Origin of the sequence: Coprococcus ammoniilyticus (assembly GCF_025567345.1) — a bacterium.
Taxonomy (GTDB): domain Bacteria; phylum Bacillota; class Clostridia; order Lachnospirales; family Lachnospiraceae; genus Coprococcus; species Coprococcus ammoniilyticus.
The window spans coordinates 88,751-102,264 of sequence record NZ_JAOQJS010000006.1 but is presented as its reverse complement, the minus strand read 5'-3'; the positions used below and the strand labels follow the sequence as shown (position 1 = coordinate 102,264).

Sequence of the window (13,514 nt, the reverse complement as noted above, 5' to 3'; positions counted from 1 at the left end):
AAACTCCTCTCTATTACAAATATTTCGCACTAAGTCTTAATAATTCTTCCTGGTTGGTCTCTTTTGTATTTACGATTCCTGCAAGATGACCGTTCGACATAACACCAATACGGTTTGTGATACCAAGGATCTCAGGCATCTCTGAGGATACAACGATAATTGTTTTACCTTGCTTTGCCATATTGATGATCAGTTCATAGATCTCGTACTTGGCACCTACATCGATACCTCTTGTAGGATCATCCATCATAAATACATTAGGAGAACGCTCCAGCCATTTACCGAAGATAACCTTCTGCTGGTTACCACCGGAGAGGTTTGCGATCATATCGTCCGGTCCCATACATTTTGTATGCATGACCTTGATCTCCTCTGCGGTTGCACGAACCATATCGTCATGGCTAAGTGCGATTCCGCTCTTATAGTGATTCATATTTGCAATTGTTGTATTAAATGTGATATCTGCTTTCAGGAAAAGTCCGTTTGCTTTTCTTTCCTCTGTGATCAGGGCAAAACCATGATCCATGGCATCCTTTGGTGATGAGAAGTTCATCATCTTGCCGTTATAAAGTACATTTCCTGCTGCTCTTGTACGCATACCGAATATGGTTTCAAGGAGCTCTGTACGACCTGCACCTACCAGACCATACAGTCCGAAAATCTCACCCTTCTTAACATCAAATGTGATGTTCTGGAGCTTTGGTGCATACTTTGTTGACAGGTTCTGTACGGAGAGAACTGTCTCACCGGGCTCATTGTCTACAGGTGGAAATCTATTGTCAAGAGAACGACCAACCATTGCGGAGATCAGTTCGTTCATGTTTGTGTCCTTACTGTCTTTTGTCATTACCAGACTACCATCTCGAAGAACGGATATCTGGTCACAGATCTCGAAGATCTCATCCATTTTATGTGATATATAAATCAGGGAAATTCCCTGCTCTTTTAACTGTCTCATCATCTTGAACAGCTTTGCAACCTCAGGTGCTGTCAGTGAGGATGTAGGCTCATCAAGTACAATTACTTTTGAGTTGTAAGAAATAGCCTTTGCGATCTCACACATCTGACGCTGCGATACTGACATTTTCTTCATCGGCTGTGTCAGATTTACGGTAATACCGAGCTTTCTGAACAAATCCGAAGCTTCTTTTTTCATTCTGCCCTCATCGATCACACCGAGGGAATTCTTTGGGTAACGTCCCAGGAACAGGTTGTCCACAACGCTTCTTTCAAGACACTGGTTAAGCTCCTGATGAACCATTGCAACTCCGTTTTCAAGGGCATCCTTTGGACCTGAGAAGTTTACTTCTTTACCATCTAATATTATAGTTCCTTCGTCCTTCTGATAGGTTCCGAAGAGACATTTCATCATTGTCGATTTTCCGGCACCGTTCTCACCCATAAGACCCATGATCGAGCCCGGTTTCACATTCAGGTTAATGTGATCCAGAACCTTGTTTCTACCGAATGACTTGCTCATGCCCTGAATCGATAAGATGTATTTATTCTTATCTTCTGCCATATCTCTACTTCCCTTTCTTAGTAAAAGAAGGGTATCAAATCTTGTATCTGACACCCCTCTGAGTTAAATCATTATTGCCTGCCGATCCGTTATCTTATTTGTTAAGAAGTGTTGTGTATGATGCTGCATTATCTGTCTTAACCATGTTGATCGCAAATGCGTCATATTCGCCCGGGTTACCAAGACGGTTTGTAATGTTAGACTCTGTCTGACCATCACCACCGATGTAATCTACTTTCAGGTTGAGCAGATCATCGTAATTCTCAAGAAGTGGCTGGTATGTTGAGCTTAAGAAGTTATCTGAAGCGTTGTAGATATCAAGCCATACTTTCTTTGTTGGGCTCTTGCTTGAATCAAGCTGTTTTGAAACCTTGTCATAAACCTTTGTTGAATCTGTGAAATCCTGATAGTTTTCAGCAGTTACTGCTACGTTTAATGCGTAGTATGATCTTTCTTCTTCGCTGTATCTGTAATCTTCACCTTCTGTTAAGCAGTTACCTGCTTCATCAGGTGTACCGATACCTGTATCAACGTCTACACCATCAAGTGCGTTACGAAGAACTCTGAGTGTTAAGTAAGCCTGAACATCTGCATGCTGTGAAATTGTTCCGCCGTAACCTTCTGCAATAGCTGCTACTGCATCGCTGTTAGCATCGTATCCAAATGTAGGAACCTTGTTATCCTTTGCCCATGCATTGAACATTGACATTCCCATACCATCGTTATTTGAAACAACTACATCAATCTGATCACCGAATGAAGCTGTCCATGTTCCGATAGCGTTTCCTGCTGTTGCTGCATCCCATGTAGCACCTGCTGAGTTCTTCATTTCCTGTGAAGCAAGCTCACGGATTGTATATGTCTTACCATCTACATCAAGCTTTGCATCCTGAACAACTTTTGCTGATCCGTCTACGTTTGTACCTGCAGGTGTTGAATCAACTGCACCATTTGCATCAACTCCTGTGCCAAGTGCTGAACGAACACCACGAGTACGAGCGATTGAGTCATTGTGTCCGATATCACCGATTGCTAAAACGTATCCGATAACGCCATCACCGTTACGGTCAATTGTTGCTGCATTTGCTTTGATATAATCAAGTACCATCTGACCCTGAAGCTCAGCACCCTGGTTAGCATCGAAGCCTACATAATAAGTATCTTTGTTGAAGCTTAATGCTTCCTTATCAAGTTCTCCTGTTGAGCTGTTGGATGGCTGACGGTTGAACCAGCAAAGTGGCTTATCCTTATTTGCAACTCCGCTTGAGCTGCTTCCGCCTGATCCGCCTGATCCGCCTGATCCACATCCTACCATTGATAATGCAAGTGTTGCTGCTGCAACGACAGCTATAATTTTTTTCTTTCTCATATTTCATTCCTCCTGTTTGTACATTTTGTTTATTTTTCGCTCTGTCTCATTGACTAAATTCATTATAATGTGACAAGCAGGAAGAAAGAATAGAATATTTTTGGATTTATTAGCAATTTTTTTGGATTTATTAATATTTTTATGTTTATTTTGACGAACCAGTCTATATGTTCTGATAATAATTCATATATTATTTTACTTTTCTTTGTAATATAACTGACAATGGCAGTATCCCTCAAACTCCGGATCATTGATCTGATCCCGAAATTCTTTACAGATACATTTATTCTCCGGTATCCTTTCAAGCCTGCACGGACAATATCCATCCTTCCTTTTTAGTCCTTCTTTTACAGCTGCAACTATTTCTGTATTATCATTGAATCGTACTTTTCCCATTATTAATCCTCTATTGATCTGAATTCTCTTGATATTTTCAGTCTATCATGAAGCAGCTCCGCATTCTACAACAGATTTCATTTTTTGCATCCGCTACATGAAATGTCACTATATGTGCATGAAATGTCCGTCGATCTGATCAGAACTATGCTATAATGAACCCAGGTCAATGAGTACGCCTGTACAAATGACGATCAACGACCGGCTTATCATATATTTGTTAAGCCATGATAAGGAGTAGATTTTTTGATACATATAGCGATTTGTGACGACAGTAAACAGGAGCGGCAGATACTGGCAGCGCTTTTCAAACGATATCAGGAGCTTCATGCCACACCGCTTCAGATTCATATATTTCAAAATGGCTTCTCATTACTGGATGCCATCGATCAAGGAAAACAATTTGATATTACGATCCTGGACATTTTAATGCCCGGAGAAAACGGAATTGAGATTGCGAGAAATATCAGAGCTTCCGGAACAGATACCGAGATCATCTTCCTGACAAGTTCTCCGGAATATGCGGTAGACAGCTACGAAGTAAAAGCTCAGAACTATCTGTTAAAACCGGTAACCGAAGAAAAATTTTTTGCCTCCATAGATTCCATTCTTGCCGAACTGGATGAGAAAGATACCGCAAGCTTCATCATTTATACAACAGAGAAGCAGTACAGCCGGATCCGAGTATCCTCTCTGGTCTATGGTGAGGTCACACACAGAACCATCACCTTACATCTGGCAGATCAGACCATGATCTCTGCCGTAATGACCTTTACGGAATTTCAGGATATTCTGAAAGCCTATCCGGACTTTATATATCCACACCGTTCTTATGCGGTAAATATGAATTACATTCAATATGTTACGAAAAGCGATATCATCCTGACAGACGGTCAGAAGATTCCGCTTTCCAGAAATAACTACACGAAGATTTCGGAACAGTTTTTAAATTTTGCCTATACAAACTCTTTTGGGAAATAAGGAGACAATGATATGAGTTTTCTCTGCGACAGTATTTATTTTATTACCGTATTCCTCTTTGGTACAGTAGCAAGCATATGTTTTACCGGTGTTCCTTTTAACCGGAAAAACATACTCACTCTGTCTGTTTTCTGTGCCCTCGACGGAATACTTCAGATCATTTCTTTCGCCGTCTTCGGACAGGAGATTTCCCGAGGGCTGTATCCGGTCGTTGTACATCTTCCGTTGGTGCTTTTTCTCTGGCTGATATACAAATGCTCATGGATCACTTCGATCGTCAGTGTCTTGACTGCCTATATGTGCTGTCAGATCCCTCTCTGGTGCGGACTGGCGGTTCGCTTATTTTCTGACAATAAGATCATCTATACGATCGTTTATGTAGGATGTGCCTTTGTAACCTTTTATTTCCTATACCACTATGAATCAAATCTGGCGCAGCATTTTATGCCAAAAGCAAATAAATCCGTCTATATTCTTGGCATCCTTCCTCTCTGCTACTATCTTTTCGATTATGCCTCTACGATTTATACCGATATGCTTTATACCAGCAACGAATTTGTAGTTCAGTTTATGCCGTCCATTTGCTGCATTTTCTATTTTGTTTTTATCTTTTATTACTATCATAAACTGGAAGAACAAGAACAGGCAGAACGCTTGGCAGAATCTCTTCATATGCAGCTTATACATGCTGCCATTGATCTGAATCATATGCGCACCATGCAGACACAGGCAGCCTCCTACCGTCATGATATGCGCCATCATTTTACTTATTTGCAGGCACTTGCAGGAACCGGGAATCTGGATAAGATTCAGGAATACATACAAACCGCCCAATCCGACTTAGATGCGATCACTCCAAAACGCTTCTGTTCAAACGAGCTGATCAATCTGCTTCTGTCCGCCTATGATACTAAAGCGGAATCAGAGGGCATCTCCCTGCTAGTTCAGGCTTCTATCCCTGCGGAACTTCCTCTGTCCGACACAAAGCTATGTGCGATTCTGTCAAATGCTCTGGAAAATGCGCTCCATGCATCGATCGAAACAGAGGAAAAATTCATACAGGTTCAGCTCGCCGAACGGAATCAGACGCTTCTGATCCAGATCAGCAATCCGTTTATCGGAACGGTTTCTTTTGAAAATGGATTGCCTGTCTCCACGCAGACAGGACATGGTTTCGGAACTAAGAATATTGCTGCGATCGCGGACTCCTATCATGGACAGTTCCAGTTCTTTGCAAAAGACGAGATCTTCACCGTCAGAGTATTACTGCCACTGGTAGAAACCTGATACTTCTTACTCTGTCCGTCCAAAAAGCTCATATATGATCACATCACGCTATGATCAGCAACCAGCCATCATTCTCAGCTTCATTTTTCCATTTTACAAACAAATGTACAATATAGAGATAGCCATGCAACTATTTTCTTTGTTCATCATTTTCCTTCGAACTGCCTTCATTTGCCTTTGCCATCCGTATGAGTTTTTCAAAGGATTGAGCAAAACGTAAATCATCATCTTCTGTACGTTTTCTCGGTCCTTTCATATGATGCTTATGACAACTTCGCCTTGTTTTCTTGTTAAGATGCCGTTCCATCAGCATCTGGTCAATATTTTCATTTGTATACCACTTACCGGATTGATGAATGGCATATGCCCCTTTACCAAGTGCCATAGCAGCAACGCCATAGTCCTGTGACACTACGATATCCCCTTTATGGCATATGCTGATCAGCTTATAATCTACTGCATCCGCACCGGCACCAACCACTATAACTTCACTGTAATCAGAATACAGCACATGGTTCGTGTCACACAAAAGTGTAGTTGGTATATTATATTTTTCTGCGATCGTCTCAACAATGTCCACTACCGGACACGCATCTGCATCAACAAATATCTGCATTATTATTTCTCCATCTAAATCATCCTTATCAGCCTTCACCCACTTAAGGAAAGCCTTATTCGCAAAATCAAATAAGCCTAATGAAATTCCATAAAGATTACACTATATTTTTAATCCAATTTTTTTACAAATGCCTTAATCATAAATGCACAGAAATACGGAAACGTATATATATTGTTTACATATCCAACATTAAAATCACCAAACTTAATTCCGTTTTTTATATCACTGTAATTTTCATTTTTTATCAGCGAAGACAAAGATTTTGATCTGGCGTTGTTTGATTTAACTTCTACCGGCAGCAACTCACTTTTTGATCTGACAAAAAAATCTTCCTCTAAAGTTGAGTTTTCTTTTTTATAGTAAAATAACCCCAATTTCTGTTTAATAAAGGCTTCAGCTACAAAATTTTCATATAACGCGCCCTTATAAACACCAAGGTTCTTATTTACACGTAAATCCTCCTGCGCTTCTTCATCAAGTGCAGAAATCAGTAATCCCGTATCCGGATAATACAACTTAAATTTTCCTTCATCTACATTTCCTTTAAGTGGCAGCTCAGGATACCCAAGGCACTGACACTCTATAATAACTCCTGCATCAATTAACCATTCAATGCAACCGGTATATTCCCTTGATCTGGCATTTTTATCTATTTTATTAAACTGAAACTTCTTATTTTCTTTCGCTAACTGAGAGGGCACACTTCTATATATACTTATGATTTTTGCCTGATCCAGCCCTTCTGCATATTTACGAACATCCTCCTCATAATCAAGCCTGATCTGTTCTTGCACAGCAGTCGATCCGGAAAATGTACCTGTTTCTATATACCCTCTGATTACATCCGGCATTCCACCTAATACACAGTAATCCAGAAACAACGCCTTATACACATTTAACTCCGTTTCGTTAAATGGTTTGAGTTCAGTCATATGCCTTAAAATGTCATCAATGTGTTTCTGCGTATATCCTTTTGCCCACAAAAATTCTTCAAAGTCCATAGAATACATTTCATAATCTGTTTTGTTTCCAACGCTATTACTATGAATCTTTTTATAATTAATCCCAAGCATAGAACCACTGCAAATAATATCAAACCTTCTGTCTATATTAAATGATTTCAAACATGTGGCTACATCCGGATATTCCTGTATTTCATCAAAAATTATAACTGTCTCCCCAGGAACAAATTTCAAATTTGGATCAACCAAAGAAATATTCTTTATTACCGTGTCTACATCATAGCCATCACTTACAATTGCACGAAATCTTTTATCCAACACAAAATTTATATATACAACATTTGCATAGACATTACCTGCAAAATGTAATATAGACTCTGTTTTTCCAATCTGTCTTGCACCTTTTATGATTAATGGTTTATGCGATATATCTTCTTTCCAATTCAATAAAAAGTCATCTATTTTTCTCTTAAAATACATACTTCTACCTCCTCACAGAATACTATATCACATAATTATAGCTTTTACTAACTTCTTTTTCACATTTTATGAGCGTATATAATTATTAAAATCACATTTTATTATTGCATTCCGCCTATATCACAAATGGGACACATTTACTGCTGCGTCCCTGCTCGCTTATTTATTTTTCTCCCTACCCTTTTTTTCTTTGATTTTCTGCAATATTTCTAAATATCTTTCTTGAGATAAGATAAGTTTATCATCCATTAATTTTATTATTTCCTTAAGAACACACGCAAAATCATTAATCTCTGTTGTTTTCCCTTCAAATACCCGTACAAAAACGCCTTCATTCTTTAAAAAGCACACCACTTCTCCATCACCATTAATTTCCCCAATTATAACCAATCCTTCTGGTACATATTCAGAATGGAATTCATTCGGTCCCCAAAATGTTGCTGTATTACCTGCTATACGACATTTTCCTGAAAATCTAAGCCACTCCTTATATGATCCTGGTATTTTCGCTCTGTTTCTCTCCTCCCAATTTATCATCTCTTCTTCCTAATAATATGTGGTATATATGATTATTTTTTTGTTCACCAGCCACATATTATAGGAAATGGAATTATGAGTCAATGCACTTTTGAATGATTACACTGTCCAAATGTTAGATTGTACAAAAAAGAAGACCGGAAACTCTCCGGTCTTCAGGGTTAAGGGAAAATTTTATGTGAAAAATTGTAGTACACTTACTTTACTGCGAGTCTCTCAAATGTCTCGCTCTCTTCAGGAATCGATCTGAGTCCTCCGCGCTTCTCGACACACAGGCTCGCCACCGCATTTCCATATCTTGCAAATTCTTCAAGCTCGTCTATACTGAATTCCTCCAGGCTCTTGTCCGCCCTTATAAGCTGCGATACAAATGCCCCCCAGAACGAATCTCCAGCTCCGGTTGTGTCGACCACATGGCTGACAAATCCAGGAACTTTTCTGCTGCCATCCCTGCTGCATATCAGCACACCCTCACTTCCCAGGGTGACCGCAACAAGTCTGACGCCTGTTCCAAGGAGATACTCCGCAGCCTCCTTCGGATCTTCAAATGGTGTGAGGAGTGCCGTCTCCTCATCCGAAAGCTTCATTATATCTACAAGCGGGAGAATACTCTTCATTCTCTCCATCGCATTTTCTCTGTTGTCCCACAGCGGCTCTCTGTAATTTGGATCATAGGATATCACCGCTCCGTATTTTCTCGCCTCTCTCACCGCCTGGAATGTGGTGGTTCTGGCCGGTTCATCCGTGAGAGACAGCGAACCTATATGGAACACCTTTGTGTCTCTTAGCAGGTCGGCATCCACTTCCTTGTAACAGAGCATTGTGTCCGCTCCCGGCTTTCTGGCAAATGAGAATTCACGCTCTCCGTTCTCATCCAGAGTGACAAATGCCAAAGTGGTAAATACCGTGTCATCGACAACTATACCTCTGGTATCTATTCCTGCCTGCTTTGCCGTCTCAATAAGGAAATTGCCATGCATGTCATCCCCGACCTTTCCTATAAACGCGGTCTTAAGTCCGGCCTTGCTGACTGCCGTGAGCATATTTACCGGAGCGCCTCCTGGATTCTGCTCGAAGAGCTTCATCCCGGAATCACTGCTTCCGGCAGGGGTAAAGTCTATCAGGAATTCACCAAGAGCCACAACATCATATTTCTTTTCCATGTTGGATCCTCCTTGTGAATTTTACTTTCCTGTGATCTCTATGTCATAGAATTCTACTCTTGCATCCTGTGCCAGAAGTCCTGTCTCAAACTCAGGCTTTGCATATATCCTGTATGTAAATGCCACCTGTTCTCCGACAAATACCTCCACCATATCATGGTCAACGATGATCTTCACATCTATCTCGCTGCCCTCTGTTATGTCAAATGTCTTCTCGCACACTCTAACTCCATCAGGGCCCGGCTCCGTTGCAGGAGGCACAGCCTGACAGGACTGAACCCAGAACGGGTCAACTCCCATAGGAAGATTTACCAATGACACTCTCTGCATGGCCACATCGAACTCAAGGAGAAGGCATCCGCTTGCTTCCTTGTCTGACTTGAGCAGTATACCGAAATGGTCATACACCTCTCTAGGCATGATCTTGCACTTCAGCATGTAGCTCTCCTCGTTGTGTCCAAGGAATCCGTATGTACATGTGCTTACTGAATCCATCTCAACCAGTCTGTCTCCGTGAAGCTCTGCATTTCCAAGTACAGGGATGTAATCCCATGCCACAGGCTTCTCAAATACATGCTCATATTCCTTTGGAAGCTTTACGTCAAGTCCTCCATCCGCTGTGGCAACTACCTCGTGCGGCACGCAGAATGTTCCGCCCCAGTACCATTCACCTCTGTCGCTTCTGTCTGCTCTGTCGTGAGCCCAACCGAAGTAGAAGCGTCTGCCGTCATCATCCTGCATGGACTTGGCTGCGTAGAATCTTCTTCCGCCTATGCCATCCTTCTTTGGCTTTCTCCATGGGCCAAATGGTGACTTTGCAACTCTGTATATTGTATTTACATATTCTGAGAATCTTGAGTATGAGAGATACCAATTGTCTCCCATCTTGTACATCTCAGGGCACTCAGGACAGTTGGTGTGTCCCGGTGAATATATCGGTCCGTAATATTCCCAGTTGACCAGATCCTTTGATCTGTAGAGAACTATACATCCTCTTCTGGTTATCGGCATATCCAACCTTCTCGCTGATATGAGGATCCAGTAACATTTGTCCTCCTCATTGTAGAATACATATGGATCTCTCCAGTCAAGCTTCTCGTAAAGCTCTATCATAGGTGTGATGACCGGATTGGCCGCATCCTTCACCCACGTGATTCCATCGTCGCTTGTAGCGTGGCATATGGTCTGCTGATACTCTGCGGTGAGGCAGTAGCCTGTATAGAATGCATGGTATTTGCCTTCGCCGTATATGACTGATCCAGTCCATACTCCTGATGCATCCGGCTCGTCGCCCTCGCCCGGATAGAGTGCTGTAGGAAGCTCCTCCCAGTGCACCAGATCATCTGATACACTGTGGCTCCATGTTGTTCTGAGTCTTGCCGGGTACACTGTTGTTCCCGGAGGGGAAGTCAGTGAGAATATATGATATTTGCCCTCGTGGTAGAAAGGTATTGCATCTCCCGTGGAATCCGCGAAGGACATCTTTCTAAAAATCTCCATATTATCAGTCCTCTCTTTCTACTAGTTTGCTGCAAGTTTCTTCTTTTTGAGGAGCTCAAGCTTGCCCTTCTGTCCATCAAGGAGTACCGCACATGCGATGATGAGACCCTTGATGATGAGCTGCCAGTATGATGACACTCCGATAAGGTTAAGACCATTTGAGATGATTCCGATGACCATGGCACCAAATACTGTTCCACTGATCCTTCCTTTACCACCTGTCATAGAGGTTCCGCCAAGTACACAGGCTGCGATGGCATCAAGCTCGTATCCGCTTCCAACTGAAGGCTGGCCTGAGTACATTCTTGAACAGAGTACAAGTCCTGCGAATGCTGAGAGAAGTCCTGATATTGTAAACACTATGATCTCTATCTTCTTGATAGGTACACCTGAAAGTCTTGCGGCCTCGCGGTTACCACCTATCGCGTATACGTATGTTCCGAACTTTGTCTTACTGAGGATGAAGCTGAACAGTATGATGAGAACTACCATGTACACTACCGGAAGTGGGATCACATTGAACAGATATCCTGTACCGATCTCGATGAAGAGCTTGTTTGTGATACGTGTTGACTGTCCACCTGTGTAGACATAAGCTATACCACTTGCTATGTTCATCATGGCCATTGTGATGATGAATGCAGGCACCTTGAAATTGGCTACTATAAAACCACTTACAAAGCCAGCCGCTGTGCCGACCAGAAGGCCTGCTGCTATTGCTACGCCGAGAGGAAGTCCCTGATTAACTATAAAACCTACAGTCAGAGTTCCCGACATAGCTACTATCGATCCAACTGACAGGTCAATGTGACCAAGTATGATTATGAGTGTCATTCCAAGTGCTATGTATGTGTTGATCGATATCTGTCTAAGCACTGATATGATGTTGTTGGTCGTTAAAAACTTGTCTGTGGCAAGTGCTACGGCCACACACATGATTATCAGAACCACTATGATTCCTATGTTGCCCTTGACTATGGATGTCAGGGGATTGTTTTTTAATATAGAAGTTGCTTTTGAATTCTTCTTTGTCTCGCCCATATTATTCGATACCTCCTGCAGCGTATTTCATTATCTCTTCCTGTGAGAGCTCGTCCTTTGACAGCTTCTTCACGAGTTTTCCGGCTCTGACCACACATACGTTGTCGCACATGTTGATGATCTCAGGAAGCTCACTGGATACCATGATTATCGCTATGCCTTCCTTTGCCAGTTCATTGATTACTGTGTATATCTCAAATTTTGCATTTACATCAACGCCTCTGGTCGGCTCATCCAGAATGAGCACATCCGGCTTGGTTGCAAGCCATTTGCCCAGAACTACCTTCTGCTGATTTCCACCTGACAGGCTACCAGCCTCGATCTCAGGTGACGCCGCCTTGATCCGCAACCGCTTTGAATAATGGTCTATGACCTCACCGCGCTTTTTCTCGCTTATGGCGATTCCATTCATATAGAATCTGAGGGATGAGAGTGTTAGGTTGAACGCCACGCTGTTGCCGAGCACCAGTCCCTGCTTCTTTCTGTCCTCAGGAACCAGGGCTACGCCTGACTTGATCGCCTGCATCGGATTCTTGAAGTGTACCAGCTTTCCGCCGAGTATCACCTCGCCTGATGTAGGCTGTGTGGCACCAAATACCGCCTCCATGATCTCGCTTCGTCCGGCACCGACCAGACCTGAGAATCCCAGGATCTCACCCTTGTGTACCGAAAAACTTATATCTTCAAAGACACCTGTCTGCGAAAGGTTCTTTACCTCCAGAGCAACCTCTGCCTTGTCCATGTCACAGTAATCCCTGGCATAGAAGCTCTCCAGATCTCTTCCTACCATCATCGCAACCAGCTCATTCGGGTTGGTCTCAGATGTCTTTTTTGTTCCTACGTATGCACCATCCCTGATGACGGTAACTCTGTCAGATATCCTGAAGAGCTCCTCCATTCTGTGGGAGATGTAGATTATACTTACCTGTTTCTTTCTGAGATTCTCAATGATCTCAAATAACTGCTCCACCTCTTCATTTGAGAGTGATGAGGTAGGCTCATCCATAACTATGATCTTACCGTTGAATGAGACCGCCTTGACGATCTCCACCATCTGCTGCTGTGCGATGGTCAGATTCTCTACTATCGTGTCTGCTTTTATATTCACACCGAGGGACGATATCATCTCCTCTGCTCTTCTGTTCATCTCTGCAAAGTCCAGCGTTCCAAGCTTTGTCCTTATCTCTCTGCCGAGAAACAAATTCTGTGCCACCGAAAGATATGGAACAAGTACGATTTCCTGATGTATTATTCCTATACCATTTTCTCTGGCAGCCGGAACTCCGTTGATCTTGACCTCCTTGCCATTTACCTTGATGATTCCGCTGTCGGGCTGGTAAATTCCGCCGAGGACCTTGATCAGTGTGGACTTTCCTGCACCATTCTCACCGAGCAGCGCATGTACCTCTCCCAGCTCAAGGGAAAAGTCGATGCCACTTAAAGCATATATTCCGGAGAAGCTTTTCTTTATCCCTATCATTTCCAGAACTGTCTGTCCCATATTAAACCTCCAAGTTTCTAAAATAGATCTTTTGTTATCCTGCTTTTTCGGGATCTCGGCCGGAGATCTAAGATCCCCGGTCTCTCCCATGTTATATACACCTACGTTGTGTCATGTATGTCCAGCCGGGGGCAGCCCCGTGCTGTTACTGCCGGC

Annotated in this window: 12 protein-coding genes; 2 read left to right on the top strand and 10 right to left on the bottom strand. The window is 42.5% G+C overall.

From position 1 onward, the window contains the following. Window positions 1-13: 13 nt before the first annotated feature. From OCV60_RS10630 to OCV60_RS10620, 3 genes are all read right to left on the bottom strand, one after another. Window positions 14-1,522, bottom strand: coding sequence for a sugar ABC transporter ATP-binding protein (locus OCV60_RS10630; RefSeq protein ID WP_008402285.1), 1,509 nt, complete (start codon window positions 1,520-1,522; stop codon window positions 14-16). A 94-nt stretch (window positions 1,523-1,616) separates the two neighbouring features. Beyond that, on the bottom strand, window positions 1,617-2,891 hold the full coding sequence (locus OCV60_RS10625) for a substrate-binding domain-containing protein (RefSeq protein WP_021944544.1): 1,275 nt from the start codon (window positions 2,889-2,891) through the stop codon (window positions 1,617-1,619). 195 nt (window positions 2,892-3,086) lie between these two features. Continuing rightward, window positions 3,087-3,287, bottom strand: a complete 201-nt coding sequence (locus OCV60_RS10620; RefSeq protein ID WP_262530145.1) for a ferredoxin thioredoxin reductase catalytic beta chain — start codon at window positions 3,285-3,287, stop codon at window positions 3,087-3,089. 246 nt (window positions 3,288-3,533) lie between these two features. Here OCV60_RS10620 and OCV60_RS10615 point away from each other — a divergent pair, with 246 nt between their 5' ends. Beyond that, window positions 3,534-4,268 (top strand): LytR/AlgR family response regulator transcription factor, encoded by a 735-nt coding sequence (locus tag OCV60_RS10615; RefSeq protein ID WP_262530144.1) that lies wholly within the window; start codon window positions 3,534-3,536, stop codon window positions 4,266-4,268. Between the two features lie 12 nt (window positions 4,269-4,280). After that, on the top strand, window positions 4,281-5,555 hold the full coding sequence (locus tag OCV60_RS10610; RefSeq protein WP_262530143.1) for a sensor histidine kinase: 1,275 nt from the start codon (window positions 4,281-4,283) through the stop codon (window positions 5,553-5,555). 130 nt (window positions 5,556-5,685) lie between these two features. Here OCV60_RS10610 and OCV60_RS10605 read toward each other — a convergent pair whose 3' ends face one another. The 7 genes from OCV60_RS10605 to OCV60_RS10575 form a co-directional block, all read right to left on the bottom strand. After that, window positions 5,686-6,171: a YaiI/YqxD family protein gene (locus OCV60_RS10605; protein ID WP_044945878.1), complete on the bottom strand. Its 486-nt coding sequence runs from the start codon at window positions 6,169-6,171 to the stop codon at window positions 5,686-5,688. Window positions 6,172-6,281: 110 nt separating this feature from the next. Continuing rightward, window positions 6,282-7,616 (bottom strand): ATP-binding protein, encoded by a 1,335-nt coding sequence (locus OCV60_RS10600; RefSeq protein WP_117785242.1) that lies wholly within the window; start codon window positions 7,614-7,616, stop codon window positions 6,282-6,284. A 159-nt stretch (window positions 7,617-7,775) separates the two neighbouring features. Next, window positions 7,776-8,153, bottom strand: a complete 378-nt coding sequence (locus OCV60_RS10595) for a hypothetical protein (RefSeq protein WP_117785241.1) — start codon at window positions 8,151-8,153, stop codon at window positions 7,776-7,778. 197 nt (window positions 8,154-8,350) lie between these two features. After that, a complete protein-coding gene (locus OCV60_RS10590; RefSeq protein WP_021944551.1) occupies window positions 8,351-9,316 on the bottom strand; it encodes a carbohydrate kinase family protein in 966 nt (321 codons plus the stop codon). Window positions 9,317-9,337: 21 nt separating this feature from the next. Further along, window positions 9,338-10,816, bottom strand: a complete 1,479-nt coding sequence (locus tag OCV60_RS10585) for a glycoside hydrolase family 32 protein (protein ID WP_008402272.1) — start codon at window positions 10,814-10,816, stop codon at window positions 9,338-9,340. Between the two features lie 21 nt (window positions 10,817-10,837). After that, window positions 10,838-11,857 carry an ABC transporter permease gene (locus OCV60_RS10580; protein ID WP_008402271.1) on the bottom strand — a complete coding sequence of 340 codons (1,020 nt, stop codon included), beginning with the start codon at window positions 11,855-11,857 and terminating at the stop codon, window positions 10,838-10,840. Window position 11,858: 1 nt separating this feature from the next. Next, window positions 11,859-13,358: a sugar ABC transporter ATP-binding protein gene (locus tag OCV60_RS10575; RefSeq protein ID WP_008402270.1), complete on the bottom strand. Its 1,500-nt coding sequence runs from the start codon at window positions 13,356-13,358 to the stop codon at window positions 11,859-11,861. Window positions 13,359-13,514: the final 156 nt, after the last annotated feature.